We start from the raw sequence: 22774 nt of genomic DNA, 5'->3' as shown, positions 1-22774 counted from the left end.
GCGTGCTGGACCCTGAAACAAGTTCAGGGTGACAGTGGAAGTTGGAGAGCGAACCCAACGAGAAAGGCCGGGGCTTCCACCCCGGCCTTTCGCGTTTCGGGCATGAAGCCGGAGCCTCACTTCTTCTCCGGCACCACCTTGAGCGTCCAGTCCCTGTCCGGGCGGAGATACTTCATCGCCAGCCCCTGCACGTCCTGCGGCGTCACCCGCGAATAGTCCGCGGCCAGCGTGTCGACGGCGGCGATCCGCGCGGGATCATAGGTGCCGCCCTCGACCAGGCGCATCCAGAACATGTTGCCCGAGGACATGCGCAGGATCTGCTGCTTCAGCGGCGTGAGCGCGCGGTTGAGCTCGTCCGCGTCGATCGGCTTGGCCACCAGATCCGCCGCGATCTTGCGCGACAGCTCGAAGAAGAAGTCGACCTTGTCCGGCGGCACCATGCCGAGCGCCATGATCTTGCCGCCCGTCGGCAGGCCCTGCGGCCACTGGCTCGCCACCTGGGGCGAATAGCTCACGCCCGCCTGGCTGCGCAGCTGGTCGAGCAGCCGGTCGCGGAACACCGCGGCGAGCACCTCGAGCTTGCGGCTTTCGGTGATGCCGCCATTCTCGGTGCCGCCGCCGGTCGGCCAGGCGATCACCGCCGCGGCCTGGTTGGGCTGGCCCTTGTGGAGCAGCGTCACCGGCGTGGCGACATGCGCGGGGAACTCCACCGGCGCGAGCGGCGCCGTGCTCGCCACGCGCGGCTTCAGCGCGCCGAAGGTGGCGCCCACGGCCTTCACCGTGGCCTCGGCATCCATGTCGCCGAACACCTCGACTTCGATCGGCCCGGTCGCCAGCAGCGGCTCCCAGAACTTGCGGAAGCTCTCCGGCGTGGTCTCGCGGATCGTCGCCTCGGCCGGCACGCCCCAGCGCGGATCGCCATTGTGGAGCAGCCGCTCCAGGTCGCGGTTCAGCACCGCGTCGGGCGAGGCCGAGAGGCCGGCATAGCCCGACAGGATGCCCGCCTTGGCGCGCAGCACCGGATTGGGATCCCAGCCCGGGGCGGCGAGCTTGGTCGCCAGCAGCTTGAGCTGGTCGGGCAGGTCGTCCTTGGTCGTCTGCCCCTTCAGGACAAAGGCGTCGTCGTCGACGTCGAAATCGGCGCCGATCTGGCGGCGGCCGGTCAGGGCGTCGAGCTCTTCCTGGCCATATTTGCCGATGCCGCTGGCCACGAGCGCCGGCTCGCCGGCCCAGGCCGGAGTCTGGCCCTTGCTGGGCAGGCCCGAGAGCCCGCGGCCGAAGCGGACGTTGACATAGACCTTGCCGGTCTCCGACGGGTCCTGGCGGATCAGCAGCGTCACCCCGTTCGCAAAGGCGAGCTTCTCGATGCCGGTGCCCGGCAGGATCTGCTCGCGGCTCGCCACCTTGCCGGGCACGCCGAGCTTGGGCAGCGCGGCGAAGCTGACATTGCCGACCAGCTTGCGCTTGCCGCTCGCCGCGACATTGGCCTCGAGCGCGGAAGCCACCTTGGTGGTGATCGCCGGATCGGGCGCGTGCAGGTTGACGATCGCGCGCGTCGCCGTGCCCTCGAACACTTTCTTCGACGACGCCAGCACGGTGGCGGGGGTGAACATCTTGGCCGTAACCGCGCCCTTGAAGATCGCGTAGGAGAATTCGGGCGTCGTCACCGTCTCGTTGATGTCGACCGCCTCGGCAAGGTCGTCGGCCAGCTTGGCCCCGGCCTCGACCGGCGCGGTGTTGATCCGCTGCTTCATCGACGATTCGATCTCGGCGACCTCGCGGTCGATCTCGGCCTGGCTCGGCGGCGCGGCCTGGGCGTCGGCGATCACGGCGCGCACGTCGCGCAGCGCCGCTTCCCAATCGTCGCCGATGGGGAGCACCTGCACGGTGGTGAGATTCGCCGATCGGCCGATGTCGCTCAGATCGGCTCCGGCGGCGATGAAGGTGCCGCCCGAGCGCGCCCGCGTCTCCAGCCGGCGATTGATGATGCGGATCGCGACCAGATCGATCATCCGCTTCTGGTTGAAGATCACCGTATCGCCGTCGACCGTCCAGGGACGCATGATCGCCATGGTGGTGAGCACCGGCAGCGCCGGCTCGACGATGCTGGCGGCGACCGGCCTGCCCTCGACGGGCTTGCCGAAATCGGGCGTCGGCACCGCCGGGCCCGTGCCCTTCCAGTCCGAGAAATGCTTGACGATCATCTGCTCGAGCAGCGCCGGATCGACGTCGCCGATCGCAATGACGGTGGCGCGCTCGGGGCGATACCAGCGGTCGTGGAATTCCTGCACGCTCGCCGGAGTGGCGGCGACGAGCGTCTCGACCGTGCCGATCGGCTCGCGCTGCGACAGCGGCTGGCCGGCGAACATCAGGTCGAGCATCGCGTCCTGCAGCCGCACCTGCGGCCCGGGCTGCTCGCGCTGCTCGGCGAGCACCACCGGCCGCTCCGAATCGAGGATCGGCTGGGTGATCTGCGGGCCGGACATCATGCCGGCCAGGATCTTGAAGCTCTCGTCCAGCCCCGTGGGGGAAGCCATGGGCAGGTCGAGCTTGTAGGTGGTGGCGGTGAAAGTGGTGCTGGCGTTCGAATCGGAGCCGAAGGTCACGCCCAGGCGCTGCCAGACCCGCTTCGATTCGCCGTCCGGCACGTGCACCGAGCCGCGGAACGAAAGATGTTCCAGAAGGTGCGCGAAGCCCCGCTCGCTGTCGCGTTCCATCAGCGAGCCGACATCCATGCGCACCCGGACCGAGACCTGGCCCGGCGGCACGCCGTTCTTGCGCACGGCATAGCGCACCCCATTGGGAAGCCTCCCGAATTTCCACGCATCGTCATGGACGAGATCGCTCTTCTCATAGAGCCAGGGGTCCTTGGCGGTCTGGACCGGCCGCCCCACCGTCTGCGTGTCGGGCACGTTCGGGGGATTGGTCGAGACCTGGGCCTGGGCCGGCAGGGCCGGCGCGAGCGTGGCGAAAGCGAGGAGCGCGAGAGGCGCACGCAGGAAGAAGTGCATAGACCGTCCATCTAGGGGCGAAGCGCCGGGCATGCCAGCGCGAACCTTTCCGCCGGATGTACGTGCGGGACATGAAGCGGCCTCGGTGCGCCGCAGCAGGGCCATGTTTTCGACCCATCCGCAGGCTATCGATTCGCTACGGGCGAGTCCCGTGGTCGAAAAGGCAGCGTAACCAGCAAGGTCAGGTGCAGTGAAGGTCGAGCCGAGCGCGCGGGGCAGCGCAATGTGGCGGGACGCGGGCGAAGTCGAAGCCGCCGAAGCACGGGAAATGATTCCCGATCTTACCGTCATGTCGGGAGCCAGCATGCCCGATGCGCCGCTGCGCGCCGATGGCGACCGGCCTTTCCTGATCAAATATGGCAAGCATCTGCGCGGATTCTTCGACCGGTTCGTCGCCCGCTTCTCGCTCGTCCCGAACGACCCCGTGCTCGACGTGCGCGACTTCGCCTGGACCGCGGCGCTGCGCGCCAACTGGCAGGCGATCCGCGCCGAGGCGATCGCCGCCGCGCTCGCCCCGCATCTGGCGCCCTCGCTCTCCGTCATCTCGCCCGATCACCGCGCGATCGCGCCGGTGAACAAGTGGCGCAGCTATTTCCTCTACGGCTATGGCTATTTCGTGCGGGAGAATCTCGATCGCTGCCCGGAAACGGCCCGGCTGGTCGAAGCGATCCCGGGCCTCAACAGCGCCTTCTTCTCGATCCTCGCGCCCGGCACGCACATCCCGGCGCATCGCGGCGTCACCAAGGGGCTGATCACCTGCCATCTCGGGCTGATCGTGCCGCGCGACGGCGATGCGCGCATGCGCGTCGGCGATCGCATCCTGCGCTGGGCAGAGGGCGAGACGCTGGTGTTCGACGACACCTATGACCATGAGGTCTGGAACGACACGAGCGGCACCCGCGTCGTGCTGCTCATCCAGTTCCGCCGGCCGCTGCGCCAGCCGGGCAGGTGGTTCGTCGACCGGTTCCTCGCCTGGATCCGCGGCTCGGCCTTCGTGCAGGACGCGCGGGCGAACGTGACGCGCTGGAATGCGGCGGCGCGGGCGCTCGACGATTGATTTGCGCGCCGTGCGGGGCCACATGGCGCGGAAGAAGGAGCTGCCGCAAATGGCCACCGACCGCGCCAAGGCCTGGACCGAATTCCGCCGGATGATCGCCTGGATCGCGCTCGTGGCGGTGCTGATGGTGGCCGGCGCGCTCTGGTATCTCTCGCTCTACGACGCGCTCTATCCCTCGGCGATCCTCGCCACCATCGGCGGCGTGTTCCTTTCCACGCTGCTCGGCTGCGGCCTGTTCGCCGCCGCCTTCTTCAGCGACAAGAGCGGCCACGACCAGAGCGTGACCGACGCGACCAGGCTGGACGCGGAGGACTGAGTGACGCCGGTCGGGTAACGGAAACCTTTCGTTTCCCCCTTCCAGCTTGATCCCCGCCGTCCGAGCGCCCAAATGGCGCACATGCTGATCGAGACCGAAGCCACGCCCAATCCGGCGACGCTCAAATTCCTTCCGGGCCGCACCGTGATGGAAGCGGGCACTCGCGACTTCGCCAGCCCGGAGGAGGCCGAGGCCTCGCCGCTCGCCCAGGCCCTGTTCGGCCTGGGCGACGTGACCGGCGTGTTCTTCGGCCGCGACTTCATCTCGGTGACGATCGCCCCCGGCGCCGAATGGCGCGACGCCAAGCCCGACATACTCGGCATCCTGCTCGATCATTTCGTGGCGAACATGCCGCTGTTCCACGCCGCCGCCGCCGGCTTCAGCGTGCCGGCCGAGAGCCAGGATTTCGGCGACAATCCCGAGGATGCGGAGATCGTCGCGCAGATCAAGGAGCTGATCGAGACGCGCGTGCGCCCCGCCGTCGCCAATGACGGCGGCGACATCGTCTATCGCGGCTTCGATGCCGGCAAGGTCTATCTCCAGATGCAGGGCGCCTGCTCGGGCTGCCCCAGCTCGACCGCCACGCTCAAGAACGGCATCGAGCAACTGCTCAAATATTACGTCCCCGAAGTCACCGAAGTCCGGGCAGTCTGAGATCTTCGGTGCCGACCCGGCACCGGACTCGACACAAGCCGAAAACGAAAGGACCGATACCCATGGCCCAACCGCTCGACGACGCGGCGCTGGACACGATCTTCCGTGCCGCCCGCACCTATAACGGCTATACCGATGCCCCGGTAACCCAGGCCGATATCCGCGACATCTACGATCTGCTCAAGATGGGCCCGACCTCGGCCAACAACCAGGCCGCGCGCTTCGTGTGGCTGACCACGCCCGAGGCCAAGGAAAAGCTCGCGCTGCTCTCGAGCAGCACCAATGCCGACAAGATCCGCAAGGCGCCGGCCGCCGTGATCATCGGCATGGACCTGGCGTTCAACGAGCAGCTGCCCTGGCTCTTCCCGCACGCGCCGACCGCCAAGGACTGGTTCCCCACCGAGGAGAGCCGCTACACCACGGCCTTCCGCAACTCGTCGCTCCAGGGCGCCTACCTGCTGATCGCGGCCCGCGCGCTCGGCTTCGACACGGGCCCGATGTCGGGTTTCGACAACGCGAAGGTTGACGAAGCCTTTTTTGCGGACCAGCCCAATGTGAAGTCCAACTTCATCTCGACCCTGGGACATGGCGACCCCTCCACCATCTTCGATCGACTCCCGCGCCCTGAATTCGAGCAGTTCAATCGCGTCCTCTGATCTGACTCTCGTCATCGAGACCGCGACGGCCGCCTGTTCGGTCGCGCTGCTCGACGGGGCGACCGTGATCGCAGCGGCCCATGAAGTCGTGGGCCGCGGCCATGCCGAGCGCCTGGTGCCGATGATCGCCGCGCTGCCGGGCCAGGGCCGGGCAGCGCGCCTCCTCGTCGATGTCGGCCCCGGCAGCTTCACCGGCGTGCGCGTCGGCCTTGCCGCGGCACTCGGCCTGTCGATCGGCTGGGGCGCGGCGGTGCACGGCTATTCGTCGCTCGCGCTCGTCGCCGCATCGGGCTTCGCCGCCGATCCGGCGGCCGCCAGCCTTGCCGTGGTGCTCGAAGGCGGGCACGGTGAGGTGTTCATGCAGGCCTTCCACGCTCAGCCGCTGCGGGAAGACGGGCCGTTCCGCTCGCTCGCCCCCGCCGCCGCCCTCGCCACGCTCGCGGGGCGGCCGGCCCTTGGCAGCGGCGTCCGCCACCTCGCCGCGCTGGCCGAGGGGCTCGACCTGCGCGAGACGCTGCCCGCCGCCGCCGACGCCCGGCTGCTCCCGGCGGATTTCACCGCCCTGCCCGCCCGCCCCGTCTATGGCCGCGCGCCCGACGCGAAGACGCTCGCCGAGCGGGGCCTGGCATGAGCGGCACGATCCACCTGGTCGAGCTGCGCGAAGGCGGCGCGCATGATCTCCAGAGCGTCAGCCGCATCATGCAGGAAGCGTTCGACCCGCGCTATGGCGAGGCCTGGACCAGCGCCCAGTGCCTCGGCATGCTCTCGCTCCCCGGCGTCTGGCTGGTGATCGCCAGCATCGACGGACAGGATGCCGGCTTCGCCCTCACCCGCGCCATCGCCGACGAAGCCGAGCTGCTGCTCCTCGCCACCCGCCCCGCCGCCCGCCGCCGCGGCGTTGCCGGCGCGCTGCTCCGCGCGGCGATCGAGGAAGCCCGCAATCGCGGCGTCGCGCGCCTTCATCTCGAGGTCCGTTCAGGAAACGATGCCGTCTGGCTCTACCGTCGCGAAGGCTTCGAAAAGGTCGGCGAGCGCAGAGACTATTATCGAGGACATGGCGGGCAGTTGTTCGATGCCCATACCTATGCTCGGGATCTGGAGTGAGACTTACAGATATCTGCAAATATGGTCTTGCGTTTGATCCGAAATGGTCCGATAGGGTGACGCCGGGCGACGAGTTATAGTCGTCTTCGCCGGGTCGAAAGGAAAAACATGGAAACGCAAGCCGAGATTGATGAAACGCTGGTCACGCTGACGGCTGATATTGTTGCGGCGCATGTCAGCAACAATAGCGTGTCGGTCTCCGACCTTCCGACTCTCATCCAGAACGTGCATGGCGCGCTCTCGGGTCTTGGCCGCGTAGCCGCCGAGCCCGAAGTGAAGCAGGAGCCTGCCGTTTCCATTCGCGCCTCGGTGAAGCCCGACTATATCGTGTGCCTCGAGGACGGCAAGAAGCTCAAGATGCTGAAGCGTCACCTGATGACGCACTATCAGATGACGCCGGAGCAGTACCGCACCAAGTGGAACCTGCCGGCCGATTATCCGATGGTCGCCCCCAATTATGCCGAGCAGCGCCGCACCCTGGCGAAGAAGATCGGCCTGGGCACCAAGCGCCGCAAGCGCTGAGCCGCAACCCACCGAAACAGGAAGGGCCGGTCCGGAACGCTCCGGGCCGGCCTTTTTCGTTGCCCCCGCCTTTTCTCCGCCACAGTCTTCCAACTTCGGCGCACGCACGCTACATCGCGCCCATGGGCCGTAAGATCGATCTCGAAGCGCTCTGCCACGAGAAGGGGCTGCGCATCACCGAACAGCGCAAGGTGATTGCGCGCGTCCTCTCCGATGCGGAGGATCATCCCGATGTCGAGAAGGTCTACGAGCGCGCCTCGGCCATCGATCCGGGCATCTCGATCGCCACGGTCTATCGCACCGTGCGCCTGTTCGAGGAGGCCGGCATCCTCGACCGGCACGATTTCGGCGACGGCCGCGCCCGCTACGAGCCTTCGCCCGAAGCGCATCACGATCACCTGATCAACGTCGAGACGGGCGAAGTGATCGAGTTCGTCGATCCCGAGCTCGAGCAGCTGCAGAAGCAGATCGCCGAGCGGCTGGGCTTCCGCCTGGTCGACCACCGCATGGAGCTCTACGGCGTCGCGCTCGACCGCAAGAGCTGAGGTGCCGGGCACCGGCGAAACCCGGGGCCAGCGCGCCGCGCGCCGGCGCGAGGACGCGATCCAGGGCCATGACACGCCGCTCACCCTGGCCGAGCGGTGCCGCATGGGGTGGCGCGTGGCGATGCTTGCGCTGGCGCTGCTGCTGCTCGTACCGCTCCATTATCTCTTTCGCCTCGTCCGCGCGCCCTCGCCCTGGCCGCGCTATTTCCTCTCCTTCGCCGCCCGGATCTGCGGCGCGCGGATCAACCGCATCGGCACGCACCTGAAGCGCGACGTCTTCTACATCTCCAACCATCTGAGCTGGATCGACATATTGGCGCTGGGCGGGGCCAGCGGCACTGCCTTCATCGCCAAGGCCGAGATCCGGAGCTCGCCCATCGTCGGCTGGCTCGCCGGGCTCAACCGCACCGTCTATGTGAAGCGCGAGAACCGCCTGGGCGTGGCCGAGCAGATCAACGAGCTGCGCGACGCGCTGGCCGAGACCTGGGCGATCACCGTCTTTCCCGAGGGCACCACCACCGACGGCAAGTCGCTCCTCCCCTTCAAGACGCCGATGCTGCGCGTGCTCGAGCCGCCGCCGCCCGGCGTGATGGTGCAGCCGGTGATGCTCGATTACGGGGCGGCGGCGGACGATATCTGCTGGATCGGCCAGGAAACCGGCCTCAACAATGCGAAGCGCGTGCTCGGCCGCAAGGGCAGCTTCCGGCTCGACGTGCATTTCCTCGAGCCCTTCCATCCGCGCGACTTTCCGGGGCGCAAGGTGATCGCCGCGGAGAGCCGGCGGCGGATCGAGGAGGCGCTGGTGACGGCACTGGGCCAGCCGCTCCGCACCTTCCGCTTCGCCGAGGACCCGATCGGATACCGGCCGAAGCCGGGGGCCAACCCCTGATCCATGACCGTCATCCCGGCGAAAGCCGGGATCTCAGGCGATGGCAGGACAGGAGCCGCCCGAGGCCCCGGCTTTCGCCGGGGTGACGGCTGGTGTACAGGCGCCGCGATGAACGCCCCCCAGAATCCCAAGAATCCCCGGACCTTCCAGGTCAAGTCGTTCGGCTGCCAGATGAACGTCTATGACGGCGAGCGCATGGCCGAGCTGATGGCCGCGCAGGGCATGACCGCCGCCGCCGAGGGCGAGGCCGCCGATCTCGTCGTGCTCAACACCTGCCACATCCGCGAGAAGGCGACCGAGAAGGTCTATTCGGACATCGGCCGCCTGCGGAAGGGCGCGCGTGCCGACGGGCGCGCGGAGCCGATGATCGCGATCGCCGGCTGCGTCGCCCAGGCCGAGGGCGAAGAGATCGTCCGCCGCGCCAGGGTCGATGTCGTCGTGGGGCCGCAAGCCTATCACAACCTGCCCGAACTGGTGGCGAAGGCCGCCAGCGGCCAGGCGACTCTCGACACCGACATGCCGGCGCTCAGCAAGTTCGGCGCGCTGCCCCGGCGCCGCAAGGTCGGCCCCACCGCCTTCCTCACCGTGCAGGAAGGCTGCGACAAGTTCTGCACCTATTGCGTCGTGCCCTATACGCGCGGCGCCGAGATCAGCCGGCCCTTTGCCGAGCTGGTCGACGAGGCCAGGGCGCTGGTCGATGCCGGCGCGCGCGAGATCACGCTGCTCGGCCAGAACGTCAACGCCTGGGACGACGATGCCGGCACCGGGCTGCACGGCCTGATCCGCGCGCTCGACCGGATCGAGGGGCTGGAGCGCATCCGCTACACCACCAGCCATCCCAACGACATGCGCGAGGGCCTGATCCGCGCCCATGCCGAAGTGGCGAAGCTGATGCCCTTCCTGCATTTGCCGGTACAGGCCGGGAGCGACCGCGTCCTCAAGGCGATGAACCGCAGCCACACCCGCGATTCCTATCTGAAGATCCTCGATCGCGTCCGCGCCGCGCGGCCCGACATCGCGCTGTCGGGTGATTTCATCGTCGGCTTCCCGGGCGAGACCGACGCCGAGTTCGAGGAGACGCTGCGCCTGGTCGACGCGGTCGGCTATGCCCAGTGCTTCAGCTTCAAATACAGCCCGCGCCCGGGCACGCCCGCCGCGGAGATGGCGGACGGGTTCGTCCCGGCCGATGTGATGGACGAGCGCCTGCAGCGCCTCCAGGCCGCGCTCAACCGCGATCAGCTCGCCTTCAACCGGGCGACCGCCGGCAAGTCCTGTGCGGTGCTGATCGAGCGCCAGGGCAAGCTTCCCGGCCAGATGCTCGGCAAGTCGCCCTGGCTCCAGTCGGTCTATCTCGATACCGGTGCCGGGATCGGCGACATGGTCGAGGTGGAAATCGCCGAGGGCTTCGCCAATTCGCTGAGCGGCGTGGAAAAGGCACGCGCCGCAGCCTGATCTGCAAGATTAGGCGAAGAAGATGGGCATCATCGTCTTTGACACTTCCCGCCCCGGTGGCTATTTTTGCCGCAAGGGGGAGGAAGGCATTGATTGAAGAGAAGAATCCCATCGATGCGTCCAAGGTTACGAAACCTATCCAGCTTCTTGCGGCATGGCTGGCAGGCCTTGTCGCCATCAATGGATCCTTCCTGACCGCGGCGGGATTGATCACCAGCCCCAGCTGGGGGGCGGGCCTGCTCATCATATCCGCGGTGATAAACGTCCCCCTCTTCCTGGCCTGCCTTTTCCTGCTGCAGACCAAGTTCCGCCCGGAAATGCAGGAGGATTCATTCTATTCCAGGCACCTGGAGCGCCGCTATTCGCTGCAGTCCCAGCAGTTCGTGACCGTGGCCGCGAATGAAAAGGCGGAAATCAAGAAAGAGATCAAATCCAGCGCATCCGGAAGAGTGTCGGAATTCATATGGGCGAACGACCTGCTTCCGAATTTCAAGGAAATACTCGCGGCCCTGAACGAATTGAATCTGCGCCCGTCGGAAACTTTCGGCTCGACCTCCGTCGATCCGGTCACTCCAAGCAAGTTCATCGTCACCATTGGCCAGCTTGCCCCCATCAACGTCGCTCGCCAGGTTCTCAGGGAATGCGAGAAGCTCGATATGGACGGCGTCGGCTATGACACCGAATATGATCAGGAGCGCATATTGATCGGCGCATATTCCTATGACGACGAAACAAACTTCGTTCCTTTTCCATCGCCCGACTATGACAGGCTGATGGCGCCGACGACCAATCGCGAAACCTTCCTGAAGATACTCAGCAAGTTCGACAGCATGAAATCCTAGCCGCATCTGCTTCAGGCCAGGCATTCGTCCTTGTTGAAACCGGGGTTGAACGAAACGCACTCCTCGAATTCCCCGAACAGCGGCTCGGCGCCCTGCTGCCCGTTTTCCAGCCACGCCACCTTGGCGCGGGTATAGTCGACCATCGCGTTCAGCTGCGCCGCCTTCTCCTCCAGCCGCGCGAGCTGTGCCCGCATCAGCGCCAGGCCGCGTTCGGGCGTTATCCCGCCGGCATGATATTCCGCCGCCAGCGCCGCGATCTCGCGCAGCGAGAAGCCCAGCCCCTGCGCCATCCTGATGATCCGCGCGCCCTCCAGATGCGCCTCGGTGAAGATCTGATAGGGGTTGGAGCCGCCCTTCGCGCCGGTCGCGGGCGCGAGCAGCCCCTTGCGGATATAGAAGCGCACCGTGTCGATGCTCATGCCGGCACGCCGGGCGAATTCTGAGATCAGCATGCGATTTGTCCCTTGACCATGGACTATACTCCATACTTATATGGCAAGGCTCCACATTACAATCGGAGCCCGAAATGCAGAAAACCGCCCTCGTCACCGGCGCCTCGGCCGGGATCGGCGAAGCCACCGTCAAGCGCCTGCTGAAGGACGGCTACAAGGTCTTCGCCGCCGCCCGCCGCCTCGATCGCATGGCGCCGCTCAAGCGCCTCGGCGCCGAGCTGATCGACCTCGACCTGACCGAGGATGCCTCGATCGTCGCCGCCGTGGAGAAGGTCCGCGCCGCCGGCCGGCTCGACCTGCTCGTCAACAATGCCGGCTATGGCAGCTATGGCGCGATCGAGGACGTGCCGATGGCAGAGGCCCGCCGCCAGATGGAAGTCAATGTCTTCGGCCTCGCCCGGCTCTGCCAGCTCGCCACCCCGCTGATGCGCGCGCGGAAATCGGGCACGATCGTCAACGTCACCTCGATCGGCGGCAAGATCGGCGAGCCGTTCGGCGGCTGGTATCACGCGACCAAGTTCGCGGTGGAGGGCTTCAGCGACTGCCTGCGCATGGAGCTCAGGCCCTTCGGCATCCGCGTGGTGGTGATCGAGCCCGGCGCGATCCGCACCGAATGGGGCGGCATCGCGCACCAGAGCCTGGTCGAGCGTTCGGGCAGCAGTGCCTATGCGCCCTGGGCGCTGAAACATGCCGCGGTGCTGAGCAGCGCCGAGAGCGGCAGCTTCGCCTCCCCGCCCGAAGTGGTGGCGAACACCATCGCCAGGGCCGCCGCCGCGCGCCGCCCGCGCATCCGCTACGGCACGGGCGGCGGGGCGAAGCTCTTCCTGTTCCTCGCCCATTGGCTGCCGGATCGCTGGAAGGACGCACTGATGTGGCGGATGAGCCAGTCGGGCCGGGCCGGCTAGATTGAGGACTCATATTCCTCCTTCGTCACCCCGGCCTTGAGCCGGGGTCCCGCTGCCTTGCTGACGGAAGAAGAAGCGGGATCCCGGCGCAAGGCCGGGATGACGGCGGAAAATCAGATACTTGTTTGGGTTCTCAACCTAGGTTGAGGACTCATATTGCTTGAACCGTCACCCCCGCCATCCCTTCCTCGTCATCCCCGCGCAGGCGGGGATCCAGGGCCAAGGGCAAGGGGCGCGCGGCTTGCGTTGCCGGTTCCGGCAAGCCTGCGCGTGATTGCTTCGATCATCCCGAACTACCCTGGATCCCCGCCTGCGCGGGGATGACGGGTGGAGTTTCAAGGGCTTGCTTGGATTCTCACCCTCGGGTGGATCGACATTTAGGATCTGTATCGAGCGCGCCTTGCCGGCGGAGGAAAAGCCGTACCCCGGCGAAGGCCGGGGCCCAGTTGCAACGTCGTTCGAGAGGTTCTCGTGCCTGGCCAGATGCACCGAGACTGGGCCCCGGCCTTCGCCGGGGGACAGGAAAGCCCCTTCCCACTAAATGTCGATCCGTCCTAGTCTTCCGGCGGGAAGCGGATGTCGCTGCCGACGGAGATCATGCCATTGAAGTCCGGGGCGGAACGCTGGCGCCCTGCCTCGGCGCGGGCCCGGGCATTGCTCCCGATCCGGCGCTCGGCCCGGGCCTTCCGGTTGGCGACATGATCGCCCAACGGCATATCCGCCGCCTTGGTCCAGCCGCCAACGCGCTCGAGGTCATGGCGCAGCGCGCTCTCGACCATATCGGCAACGGGCGCGTCGAGCCGCGCGATCCCTGCCAGCGCATGGCCGGCCTTGCGCCGTGCCCTGCGATTCTCGCCGGCCTTGCGCGCCGGAATCGCCTTGCGCGCTGCCTTGTCGTTCCCGCCATAGGCGTTGCGGCGGTCCCTGGCATAGGACAGCGCCTTTTTCCGCTGCGGCGATTTCGGGCCCCGTGCCATGTGGCACGTATCGCACAGTCCGTCGCTTCGTTGAAGCAGCCGCCGCATTCCCCCTGTCCAAGTTGGAAAAGCTCTGCCACTCTTCCCATATCGCATGCGCCAGGGAACCGCCCGCATCGTCTTCGCTTTGACACGCAGCGCCGCTACGCGCGTTGGACTGTCGGCGATCGCGCGCACGCGTGAGGCCATCAAGAGATTCAACATTTTTCAGCGCGAAGGAGCCGCATGAGCCGCAAGCCTGTCCCCGCCCAGTCCGGTGAACGCAGCCGCGCCGAGGTGAACTTCGACAAGCCCCAGCTCCTGCCCCAGCTCTTCGGCGAGTTCGACAGCAACATCCTCGCCCTGGAAGAGCGGCTCGGCGTGTACATCCATGCCCGCGGCCAGCGCGTGCAGATCGAGGGGTCGGCCGAAGCCGTCGCCCATGCCCGCGAAGTGCTGCAGGAGCTCCATGCCCGCGTCATCCGCGGCGAGGAAGTCGATACCGGGCTGATCGACGCGGTGATCGCCATGTCGAGCGAGCCGACGCTCACCGGCATCATCAAGGCGGACAATGGCAATGCCCCGCCCCAGATCATGATCCGCACGCGCAAGAAGACGATCGTGCCCCGCTCGGTCGCGCAGACGCAATATATGCGTGCGCTCGTCTCGAACGACATGATCTTCGCCCTGGGCCCGGCGGGCACCGGCAAGACCTATCTCGCCGTGGCGCAGGCCGTGGCACAGCTGATCACCGGCAGCGTCCAGCGGCTGATCCTTTCCCGCCCGGCCGTGGAAGCCGGCGAGCGGCTGGGCTTCCTGCCCGGCGACATGAAGGAGAAGGTCGATCCCTATCTCCGCCCGATCTATGACGCGCTCTATGATTGCCTGCCCGCCGAGCAGGTCGAGCGGCGCATCGCGAGCGGCGAGATCGAGATCGCCCCGATCGCCTTCATGCGCGGCCGCACCCTGGCAGATGCGTTCGTCATCCTCGACGAGGCGCAGAACACCACGCCTGCGCAGATGAAGATGTTCCTCACGCGCTTCGGCCAGAACAGCCGGATGGTGATCTGCGGCGATCCCAACCAGGTCGACCTGCCCGGCGGCCCGCCCGCCTCGGGCCTGAACGACGCCACACGGCGGCTCGAGGGCGTCGAGGGCATCGCCTTCTCGCGCTTCTCGACGGCGGACGTGGTCCGTCATCCGATCGTCGGCCGGATCGTCGAAGCCTATGAGGGCCCGAATGCTTGACGTCGCCGCCCTGGTCGAAGCCCCCTGGCCGGATGCGGATTGGGAAACGCTCTCCGTCCGCGCCGCCGAGACCGCGCTTCGCCAGACCCCCTTTCTCGAGTGGCTCGATCACGCCGCGACGATCGAAGTCGCGGTGCGCTTCACTTCGGACGAGGAAGTCCATGTCCTCAACCGCCAGTATCGGGGGAAGGACAAGCCGACCAACGTGCTCTCCTTCCCGATGATCCAGCCGGACCTGATGGAAGCGGTCACCGAGAACAGCGACGATGGCGAGGTGCTGCTGGGCGACATCGTCCTGGCGCACGGCGTCTGCGCCGCCGAGGCGCTGGAGCGCCGGGTCGGCGTCGAGGATCATGCCACGCACCTGATTGTCCACGGCCTGCTGCATTTGCTAGGCTATGACCATATGGACGACGCCGAAGCCGAGGCGATGGAGGAAATGGAGCGCGCCGCGCTTCGCGACCTCGGCCTGCACGACCCCTATCTGATACGCGAGGATTGAACACCGAACATGCCCGAGGGCCCTAGTAGCAACGGCAATGGAGACAGCCACGAAGGTGGCGGAATATGGCGCGGTATCCGCACCCTCCTGTTCGGTGACGACCAAGAAGAAACGCTGCGCGACCGCATCGAGGACGCGATCGACGAACATGTCGAGGGCGGCCGCGCCCCGGCGGGCGACCTGGCCCCGATCGAGCGCCAGATGCTCAAGAACCTGCTCCATTTCGGCGAGCGCGATGCCGGCGATGTCGGCGTGCCGCGGGCGGACATCATCGCGGTCGAGGAACGGACCAGCTTCGCCCAGCTGGTGAAGCTGTTCGAGGAAGCCGGCCACAGCCGCCTTCCCGTCTATCGCGACGAGCTCGATACCATCATCGGCATGGTCCATATCAAGGACGTGTTCAACATCCTGGCGAGCGGCGCGCCGCACCCCGCCAGCATCGCCGCGCTGATCCGCCAGCCGCTCTACGTGCCCCAGTCGATGGGCGCGCTCGACCTGCTCGCCCAGATGCGCGGGCGGCGCACCCATCTCGCCATCGTGCTCGACGAATATTCGGGCACCGAGGGGCTGATCACGATCGAGGATCTGATCGAGGAGATCGTCGGCGAGATCGAGGACGAGCATGACGAGGCGCCGACCGCGCTGCTCGTGCCGATCGAGGGCGGCGGCTGGGATGCCGATGCCCGTGCCGAGCTGGAGGACGTCGCCGAGACGGTCGACCCGCGGCTGGGCGAGGTCGACGGCGATGTCGACACGCTGGGCGGACTCGCCTTCGTGCTCGCGGGGCACGTGCCCGAGGCGGGCGAGTGCCTGGAGCATGGCAGCGGCTGGAAGCTGGAGATCGTCGAAGCCGATCCCAAGCGAGTCACCAGACTGCGGCTGCATCCGCCGGCGGAAAAGGCGCTGGCGGAGGAGTAACTCCCTCGAGCGCCGTCCCCGCGCAGGCCGGGACCCATTCTTGCCGCTGGAACCGGGCCTTCCCCGCTGCCCGTACCTCCCGCCATGAACCGTCATCCCGACAAAGGCCGGGACGACGAATGGAACTTGACATAGCGAACCATATGGGTTATAAAAACCATATCCCGTTTGCCATAACGGCTCGCAATTAAGGAAGACCGGCGGTCGTGGCCCCGGCCGGGGACAGGAGAGGCGGATGCGATACCGCTCAGGACCGCCCCAGTTGCTCCACCAGAAAATCGACGAAGACGCGCACCCGCGCCGGGCGGGTAGCGCCGCCGACATAGAGTGCGTGGATGTCCTCGCGGTCGCCGGGATTGAACGGCTCGAGCAGCGCGACCAGCCGCCCGGCAGCGACATGGTCCTCGACATGGAAGCTCCCGACCCGGACCACGCCCACTCCGCCAAGCGCAAGCTGGACCAGTGTCTCGCCATTGTTCGCCTCGATATTGCCGCCGACGGGAAGCGCATAGTCACGGCCCTCGCGCCGAAAGGGCCAGACCGGTTCGGCGCGACGGAAGTTGAAGTTGAGGCAGTTGTGCGCGTGCAGGTCCTCGGGCAGCCGGGGCGTGCCCATGCGCGCCAGATAGTCGGGCGAGGCGACGATGGTGCGGCCGGTCTCGCCCAGCTTGCGGGCCGTCAGCGCACTGTCCGCCAACGGGCCGAAACGGATCGCGACGTCGGCGCGCCCGCCCGCCACATCCTCCAGCGTATCGCTGAGGCTGATGTCGACCAGGATGCCGGGATAGCGCCCGACGAACGCGCCGAGCAGCGGCACCACCGAAAGCCGGCCATGGGCGAGCGCGGCACTGACCCGCAGGCGCCCGCGCGGCGCGGCCTGGTCGGCGAGTTCGCCTTCCATTTCGGCGATGTCGGCAAGGATGCGCTGGGCGGCATGGAGATAGGCGTCGCCTTCGGTCGTCAGCACCAGCCGGCGCGTGGTGCGGGTGATCAGGCGGACGCCCAGCCGCGCCTCGATCCGGGCAAGCGCGCGGCTGACCGCCGACGGCGTGAGGTCGAGCCGGCGGGCGGCGGCGGAAAGGCTGCCTTCGCGCACCGCCGCCACGAAGATCTCCATCTCGCCGGAGCGATCGATCATGGCTCGTGTCATTCGTGATTCCTGCGCACAGATGTTTCGCCTTCCCTTGGTCTACCGGATGGTGAGGCGCCGGTCCATTTGCGTTGCCGCACAAATCCCGGAGCTGCATCCCATGAGTCCCCGCCTCGCCCTCACTGCGCTCGCCATCGGTGCCTTCGGCATCGGCGTCACCGAATTCACGCCCATGGGGCTGCTGCCCGTGATCGCGGGCGACCTTGGCGTCTCGATCCCAGCCGCCGGCCTGCTGGTGAGCGCCTATGCGATCGGCGTGCTGATCGGCGCGCCGCTGATGACGCTGACGACCGGGCGCGTGCCGCGCCGCACGCTGCTGATCGCACTCGCCGGCATCTTCACGCTCGGCAACCTGCTGGCGGCGATGGCGGACAATTATGCGATGCTGCTGGCGGCACGGATCGTGACGTCGCTCAACCATGGCGCGTTCTTCGGCGTGGGATCGGTGGTGGCCGCCGGCCTGGTTCCGCCCGAGCGGCGGGCCGGGGCGATCGCGACGATGTTCATGGGCCTGACGATCGCGACGATCGGCGGCGTGCCGCTCGCCACCTGGGCGGGCGAGGCGTTCGGCTGGCGCGCGGTGTTCGCGGCGATCGCGGCGATCGGCGTGGTGACGATGGCGGCGCTGCGGCTGTTCGTGCCGGCGCTGCCCGGCCAGGCCGATGCCGATATGGGCGCGGAACTGCGCGTGCTCGGCCGCGGCCCGGTGCTGTTCGCCCTGGCGCTGACCATGGTGGGGTTCAGCGCGATGTTCACGGTGTTCACCTATATCGCGCCGATCCTGCGCGAGGCGGCGCACGCTTCCACGTTCCAGGTGACGGCGGCACTGGTGCTGTTCGGCATCGGCCTCACCGCCGGCAACTGGCTGGGCGGGCGCTATGCCGATCGCTCGGTCGAGGCCGCGCTGATCACCATGACCGCGGCGCTGGCGGTGCTGCTGGTGCTGTTCGCCTTCGGCATGTTCTCATTGCCGGTCGCGATGATCCTGCTGCCGCTCTGGGGCGCGGCGAGCTTCGCGCTGGTGCCCCCGCTGCAGATGCGCGTGATGGACGCCGCGCACGAGGCGCCCAACCTCGCCTCGGCGATGAACATCGGTGCGTTCAACCTGGGCAATGCGATCGGCGCGGCACTGGGCGGCGAAGTGATCCGCCAAGGGCTGGGCTATCCGGCGGTGTCGCTGGCCGGCGCGGCAATGGCACTGGCCGGGCTGGCGATGGTGCTGGCACCGCGGCTGGCGCGAAGGCGGCGGGCAGTGGCGGTCTGCCGAGCGGCGCGCTAGGAAAGACCGATGACCGATCTTCCCGCGCCGCCCGTCGCCGCCACCCGCCCGCACAGCTTCACACGCCACGGCGTCACCATCCAGGACCCCTGGGCCTGGCTCAAGGATCCGGCCTATCCCAACGTCGCCGACAAGGACGTGCTCGCCTATCTCGAGGCGGAGAACGGCTATTTCGAGAAGGTGATGGAGCCGCTCAAGCCGCTCAGCGAAACGCTGTTCACCGAGATGCGCGGGCGGATCAAGGAAGACGAAGCGACCGTGCCCCAGAAGGACGGCGACTGGCTCTACTGGACCGATTACGAGACCGGCGGCGAATATCCGCGCTGGTGGCGGCGCCATGTGGATGGCGGCGAGGACGTGATGATCCTCGACGAGCCGGCCCTGGCCGAGGGCAAGGAATATTTCCGGCTCGGCGCCTTTTCGGTGAGCCCCGACGGCCGGCTGCTCGCCTATGCCGTGGACGATAACGGCTCGGAGCGGTTCGAAGTCCGGGTGAAGGACCTCGAGACCGGCGCGCTGCTGCCGGACATGATCCCCGGCATGCTCTCCGAAATCGTCTGGACCGCGGACTCGAAGGGCTTCCTCTATGGTCTCGCCAACGAGAATTGGCGGACCGACAATGCCCGCTGGCACAAGCTCGGCGAGCCGGTGGAGCGGGACGTCGAGCTCTTCAAGGAAGCCGATGAGGGCTATCGCGTCGCAGTGGGGGAGACTCAGTCGCGCAACTATCTGCTGGTCTCGACCGGCGATCATGTGACGAGCGAAGTCTATCTCCTCTCGCCCGAGGATCCCTCCCGGCCGATGGTCTGCGTCAGCCCGCGCAAGCCGGGCCGCGAATATGACGTGGACGAGCATGACGGCACGCTGTTCATCCACACCAACGATATCGACCCCCAGTTCCGGCTGGTGACCGCGCCGGTGGCGGCACCCGGCGCATGGACCGAGCGGATCGGCCCGTCGGCGCATTTCTACATGACCGGCGTCACCTGCTTCGCCGACTATTTCATCGTCGAGGGGCGCGAGGACGGGCTCGATCAGATCGAGCTCCACCGCTACGACCCGGCCATCGCCCCGGTGCGGCTCAAATTCCCCGAGGCGAGCTATGTCGCGGGGCTGGGCGACAATCCCGAATATGCGATGGACAAGCTGCGCATCGGCTATGAGTCGATGGTCACGCCGGGCACGGTCTATGATTATACCGTCGCGACGGGCGAGCTCGAGACGCTGAAGGTGCAGGAGATCCCCTCGGGCTATGACGGCTCGAAGTACCGGACCGAGCGGCTGAAGATCGCTGCCCGCGACGGCACCGAGGTGCCCGTCTCCATCGTCTATCCCAAGGACTTCCCCAGGGACGGCACGGGCAAGCTCTATCTCTATGCCTATGGCGCCTATGGCTATGCGATCCCGCCCGGCTTCTCGACCAGCCGCATCTCGTTCCTCGACCGCGGCGTCGCCTTCGCCATCGCCCATATCCGCGGCGGCGACGATCTCGGCCAGCAATGGTATCTCGACGGCAAGCTCGAGAAGCGCACCAACAGCTTCAACGATTTCGTCGACGTCGCCAGGGGGCTGATCGACCGGGGCTTCACGCACAAGGGCGGCATCGCCATCGCCGGGCGCTCGGCGGGCGGCGAGCTGATGGGCGCGGTGATCAATTCCGACCCCGAGCTGTGGGCGGTGGTCGTCGCCGACGTGCCCTTTGTCGACGTGCTCAACACCATGCTCGACGAGAGCCTGCCGCTCACCCCGGGCGAATGGCCCGAATGGGGCAATCCGGTGACGGATCCGGCCGCCTTCGCGCTGATCCGCTCCTACTCGCCCTATGACAATGTCATTGCCCAGGCCTATCCGCCGCTGTTCATCTCGGGCGGGCTCAACGATCCGCGCGTGACCTATTGGGAGCCCGCCAAATGGGCCGCCAGGCTGCGCGCCACCAAGACGGACGACCAGGTGCTGGTGCTCAAGACCAACATGGGCGCCGGCCATGGCGGCAAGTCCGGCCGGTGGGAGAGCCTGAAGGAAGCCGCCGACGAGATGGCGTTCGTGCTGTGGCGGCTGGGAGCGGGCGACTAGCATCGGCGCCCGGCCCCGATACCGAAGCGAAGCCGGGGAAAGGCTTCGCGCCTGCCACTGGCGAGGCCCCTCCCCGGCTCCGACCAACGCCCGGGCGCACCCGGCCGGCGGCGATCGCTTTCGGCCCACCCTAGGGAGGGCGGCCGATCGACCTCGCCACCAGCCGCGTCTCGCGGTGGCATTGGTGACAGAAGGCGAAATCGAACGTCTCGCTGAGCGCCCAGGCCTGGGAACTCACGTCCCATTCGGCCCAGGCGTCGCGCGTAACGGCAACACCACCGCAACGTTCGCACGCATACTCGACCCGAGGAGCTTCGCCTTCTGCCACGCCCGGCAGCATAGGCGATCCCCGGTCCGTTTCGGCGGCAACCACCTCCATAATGGACAAGGTTACGCGGCCGTTGCGGATCGAAGGCAGGAGGCCTAGCCTCGCCTTCTCCGACCAAGGGAGCGAATCCATGCGCACTTCCATGCTCGCACTCGGCGCCGCGGCGGCGCTGTTCACCGGCCTCGCGGCCACTGCCCCGGCCAGCCGCGCCGTATCCGCCGATCCGGCCGCCGACGTGATCGCCGGCCGCAAGGCCGCCTTCCTGCTGTCCGGCGCGCTGTTCGGCCAGATCAAGGCGGGCGTCGACCGTGGCGACGATCCCAAGGCGCTGGGCTTCGCCGCCCGCGCGCTCGCCGGCTGGGCCCGGGCGATCCCCGGCATGTTCCCCGCCGGCACCGGCATCGCCCCGTCCGAGGCACTGCCCGCCGTGTGGAGCGACCGCGCCGGCTTCGAGGCGCGCGCCGCCGACTATGCGGCAGCGGCGGCCAAGCTCGCCGATCTCGCCAAGGCAGGCGACAAGCCCGGCTTCGCCGCGCAGTTCGGCGAAGTGGGCAAGGCCTGCAAGGCCTGCCACGACGCCTATCGCAAGCCCGACGACCATCACTGAGCGGATCGCCCGGGCGCTTCGTTCCGGTTCAGCGCAACGAAAGCCCGGCTTCGCGATTCTGGACTCCGGTGTTAACCCTAATTGCCTGTGCACCATGCGCCGGGGCAAGGCTGTATGGTTCGGGGAGTATTGCCGATGCACGACTGCATGAAACGCCGCCTGCTCTACGCTTCCAGCCAGGCCTATCAGCCCGCCATGCAGGTCCATGGCCGCAATGTCGGCTGGATCGAGGCGCCCTTCGTCGTGCGCCGCGAGAGCGCGCTCGGCCAGCGCGAGATCGACCAGGCGCTTGTCGGCCGCACGCCCCAGGGCGTGGTGGTCGCGTTCCGCGGCTCGCTCCCGCCCTTTTTCGGTGGCGCGCATGATGGCTGGGACGTGGTGCTCGACTGGCTGAACGATGCCTTCTCGCTGTGCGTCGAGGATTCGCACTATGGCGGCGGCGTGCATTTCGGCTTCGCCGAATCGGCGCGCCGGCTGTGGAACGACGCGGGCTCGGGCCCGGGCGTGCGCACCGCGATCCAGGCGATGCTCGACCAGAGCCTGCTCGACCGCAAGGCGCGGCGGCACCTGTTCGTCACCGGCCACAGCAAGGGCGGCGCGCTCGCCAATCTGGCGGCGATGCGATCGGCCCAGGTGAAGGAATGGGCGGACCTGCCGGTGAGCGTCGCCACCATCGCCGCGGCGCGCGCGGGCAATGCCGACTTCGCCGCCAGCTATGGCAGCACCCGTATCGCCTGCCTGCGCTACGAGATGCCGGGCGATGTGGTGCCGCACCTGCCGCTGAGCCCCGCCACGCCGGCCTGGGCACGGGCGATCGCCAAGGGCGTCTTCCCCAAGCTTGCCGTCGCCGATTATCGCCCGGTCGGCCTGCTGGTGGCCCCGCCCCCGGCCCCCAGGGCCGGTCATCAGGCCTGGGCCGGCTCCCGCCGCCCGATCCGCCGCCTGCTCGACCGGCGCGGCGCCGGCCTCGAGGCGCTGACTCCGGCGATCCTGACCGCCCATGCGATCTGCCCGGGCAGCGGCTATGACCGGCTGATCTGCGACGGCGAAGCGGTGTGCGATCATGGCGAGGGCCGGGCGCGCAAGCGGGCGTGAATTCTCACGCGGCGCGATCGGCGTCGGCAGGAGAAGTTGGTTCACGCGAAGGCGCGAAGGCGCGGAGATACATGGCTCGCCGCGCCAGCGGCACCTCCCCCTCCGGCCGGCGCCCCTCCTGCCATCGACGCGGCGGATGGCGCTGCCGCGAATATTGCTCCTCCGCGTCTCCGCGTGAACCATTTTCCTCGTTCCTCGTCGCGGCCGCGCGCG

The 22774-nt window shown here is 67.7% G+C and carries 24 protein-coding genes; 19 read left to right on the top strand and 5 right to left on the bottom strand.

Features of this window, described 5'->3' with window-relative positions; translation table 11 throughout:
- Window positions 1-116: 116 nt before the first annotated feature.
- Window positions 117-3011, bottom strand: a complete 2895-nt coding sequence (locus ACIQCS_RS10805) for an insulinase family protein (RefSeq protein WP_345850015.1) — start codon at window positions 3009-3011, stop codon at window positions 117-119.
- A 268-nt stretch (window positions 3012-3279) separates the two neighbouring features.
- Between ACIQCS_RS10805 and ACIQCS_RS10800 the strand changes: the two genes are divergently transcribed.
- From ACIQCS_RS10800 to ACIQCS_RS10750, 11 genes are all read left to right on the top strand, one after another.
- On the top strand, window positions 3280-4068 hold the full coding sequence (locus tag ACIQCS_RS10800; RefSeq protein WP_401530805.1) for an aspartyl/asparaginyl beta-hydroxylase domain-containing protein: 789 nt from the start codon (window positions 3280-3282) through the stop codon (window positions 4066-4068).
- A gap of 49 nt (window positions 4069-4117) precedes the next feature.
- Window positions 4118-4384 (top strand): hypothetical protein, encoded by a 267-nt coding sequence (locus ACIQCS_RS10795; protein ID WP_345850013.1) that lies wholly within the window; start codon window positions 4118-4120, stop codon window positions 4382-4384.
- An 81-nt stretch (window positions 4385-4465) separates the two neighbouring features.
- Window positions 4466-5038, top strand: a complete 573-nt coding sequence (locus ACIQCS_RS10790) for a NifU family protein (RefSeq protein WP_280279590.1) — start codon at window positions 4466-4468, stop codon at window positions 5036-5038.
- 62 nt (window positions 5039-5100) lie between these two features.
- Window positions 5101-5694, top strand: a complete 594-nt coding sequence (locus ACIQCS_RS10785) for a malonic semialdehyde reductase (RefSeq protein ID WP_345850012.1) — start codon at window positions 5101-5103, stop codon at window positions 5692-5694.
- A 1-nt stretch (window position 5695) separates the two neighbouring features.
- On the top strand, window positions 5696-6325 hold the full coding sequence (gene tsaB, locus ACIQCS_RS10780) for a tRNA (adenosine(37)-N6)-threonylcarbamoyltransferase complex dimerization subunit type 1 TsaB (protein ID WP_345852054.1): 630 nt from the start codon (window positions 5696-5698) through the stop codon (window positions 6323-6325).
- Window positions 6322-6798, top strand: a complete 477-nt coding sequence (gene rimI / locus ACIQCS_RS10775) for a ribosomal protein S18-alanine N-acetyltransferase (protein ID WP_345850011.1) — start codon at window positions 6322-6324, stop codon at window positions 6796-6798. Before tsaB ends, rimI begins: the two co-directional genes overlap by 4 nt.
- Window positions 6799-6906: 108 nt before the next feature.
- On the top strand, window positions 6907-7320 hold the full coding sequence (locus ACIQCS_RS10770) for a MucR family transcriptional regulator (protein WP_345850010.1): 414 nt from the start codon (window positions 6907-6909) through the stop codon (window positions 7318-7320).
- Between the two features lie 122 nt (window positions 7321-7442).
- Window positions 7443-7865 carry a Fur family transcriptional regulator gene (locus ACIQCS_RS10765; RefSeq protein ID WP_137864504.1) on the top strand — a complete coding sequence of 141 codons (423 nt, stop codon included), beginning with the start codon at window positions 7443-7445 and terminating at the stop codon, window positions 7863-7865.
- A gap of 103 nt (window positions 7866-7968) precedes the next feature.
- A complete protein-coding gene (locus ACIQCS_RS10760) occupies window positions 7969-8754 on the top strand; it encodes a lysophospholipid acyltransferase family protein (protein ID WP_345852052.1) in 786 nt (261 codons plus the stop codon).
- A 108-nt stretch (window positions 8755-8862) separates the two neighbouring features.
- The gene (gene miaB, locus ACIQCS_RS10755) at window positions 8863-10206 is read left to right on the top strand and encodes a tRNA (N6-isopentenyl adenosine(37)-C2)-methylthiotransferase MiaB (protein WP_345850009.1); all 1344 of its coding nucleotides are present in this window, start codon (window positions 8863-8865) and stop codon (window positions 10204-10206) included.
- A gap of 89 nt (window positions 10207-10295) precedes the next feature.
- Complete coding sequence (locus ACIQCS_RS10750) at window positions 10296-11048, top strand: hypothetical protein (protein WP_345850008.1); 753 nt, start codon at window positions 10296-10298, stop codon at window positions 11046-11048.
- Between the two features lie 11 nt (window positions 11049-11059).
- Here the strand turns inward: ACIQCS_RS10750 and ACIQCS_RS10745 are convergent, their stop codons facing one another.
- Window positions 11060-11500, bottom strand: a complete 441-nt coding sequence (locus ACIQCS_RS10745; RefSeq protein ID WP_345850007.1) for a MerR family transcriptional regulator — start codon at window positions 11498-11500, stop codon at window positions 11060-11062.
- A 74-nt stretch (window positions 11501-11574) separates the two neighbouring features.
- Between ACIQCS_RS10745 and ACIQCS_RS10740 the strand changes: the two genes are divergently transcribed.
- A complete protein-coding gene (locus ACIQCS_RS10740; RefSeq protein ID WP_345850006.1) occupies window positions 11575-12405 on the top strand; it encodes an oxidoreductase in 831 nt (276 codons plus the stop codon).
- 554 nt (window positions 12406-12959) lie between these two features.
- Here the strand turns inward: ACIQCS_RS10740 and ACIQCS_RS10735 are convergent.
- On the bottom strand, window positions 12960-13382 hold the full coding sequence (locus ACIQCS_RS10735; RefSeq protein WP_345850005.1) for a hypothetical protein: 423 nt from the start codon (window positions 13380-13382) through the stop codon (window positions 12960-12962).
- Window positions 13383-13607: 225 nt separating this feature from the next.
- Between ACIQCS_RS10735 and ACIQCS_RS10730 the strand changes: the two genes are divergently transcribed.
- From ACIQCS_RS10730 to ACIQCS_RS10720, 3 genes are read left to right on the top strand one after another with little or no spacing between them, the layout of a single operon-like run.
- Window positions 13608-14609, top strand: coding sequence for a PhoH family protein (locus ACIQCS_RS10730; protein WP_086128269.1), 1002 nt, complete (start codon window positions 13608-13610; stop codon window positions 14607-14609).
- A complete protein-coding gene (gene ybeY, locus ACIQCS_RS10725; protein WP_345850004.1) occupies window positions 14602-15111 on the top strand; it encodes an rRNA maturation RNase YbeY in 510 nt (169 codons plus the stop codon). Before ACIQCS_RS10730 ends, ybeY begins: the two co-directional genes overlap by 8 nt.
- 9 nt (window positions 15112-15120) lie before the next feature.
- Window positions 15121-16029, top strand: coding sequence for a hemolysin family protein (locus tag ACIQCS_RS10720; RefSeq protein ID WP_345850003.1), 909 nt, complete (start codon window positions 15121-15123; stop codon window positions 16027-16029).
- 247 nt (window positions 16030-16276) lie between these two features.
- On the opposite strand, the gene ACIQCS_RS10715 is transcribed toward ACIQCS_RS10720, so the two are convergent.
- Window positions 16277-17179 (bottom strand): LysR substrate-binding domain-containing protein, encoded by a 903-nt coding sequence (locus ACIQCS_RS10715; protein WP_401530798.1) that lies wholly within the window; start codon window positions 17177-17179, stop codon window positions 16277-16279.
- 100 nt (window positions 17180-17279) lie between these two features.
- Here ACIQCS_RS10715 and ACIQCS_RS10710 point away from each other — a divergent pair, with 100 nt between their 5' ends.
- Together ACIQCS_RS10710 and ACIQCS_RS10705 are read left to right on the top strand one after the other, a co-directional pair.
- A complete protein-coding gene (locus ACIQCS_RS10710) occupies window positions 17280-18458 on the top strand; it encodes an MFS transporter (protein ID WP_345850001.1) in 1179 nt (392 codons plus the stop codon).
- A 9-nt stretch (window positions 18459-18467) separates the two neighbouring features.
- Window positions 18468-20531, top strand: coding sequence for a S9 family peptidase (locus ACIQCS_RS10705; RefSeq protein ID WP_345850000.1), 2064 nt, complete (start codon window positions 18468-18470; stop codon window positions 20529-20531).
- 130 nt (window positions 20532-20661) lie between these two features.
- Here ACIQCS_RS10705 and ACIQCS_RS10700 read toward each other — a convergent pair whose 3' ends face one another.
- On the bottom strand, window positions 20662-20991 hold the full coding sequence (locus tag ACIQCS_RS10700; RefSeq protein WP_345849999.1) for a hypothetical protein: 330 nt from the start codon (window positions 20989-20991) through the stop codon (window positions 20662-20664).
- On the opposite strand from ACIQCS_RS10700, the gene ACIQCS_RS10695 reads away from it, so the two are divergent.
- Complete coding sequence (locus tag ACIQCS_RS10695; RefSeq protein WP_345849998.1) at window positions 20990-21466, top strand: cytochrome c; 477 nt, start codon at window positions 20990-20992, stop codon at window positions 21464-21466. The genes ACIQCS_RS10700 and ACIQCS_RS10695 overlap by 2 nt on opposite strands.
- A 135-nt stretch (window positions 21467-21601) precedes the next feature.
- Window positions 21602-22561 carry a lipase family protein gene (locus ACIQCS_RS10690; RefSeq protein WP_401530795.1) on the top strand — a complete coding sequence of 320 codons (960 nt, stop codon included), beginning with the start codon at window positions 21602-21604 and terminating at the stop codon, window positions 22559-22561.
- Window positions 22562-22774: the final 213 nt, after the last annotated feature.

This window comes from Sphingomonas sp. NPDC092440 (assembly GCF_044754985.1).
Taxonomy (GTDB): Bacteria; Pseudomonadota; Alphaproteobacteria; order Sphingomonadales; family Sphingomonadaceae; genus Sphingomonas.
This window is presented reverse-complemented; position numbering and strand designations above follow the sequence as displayed.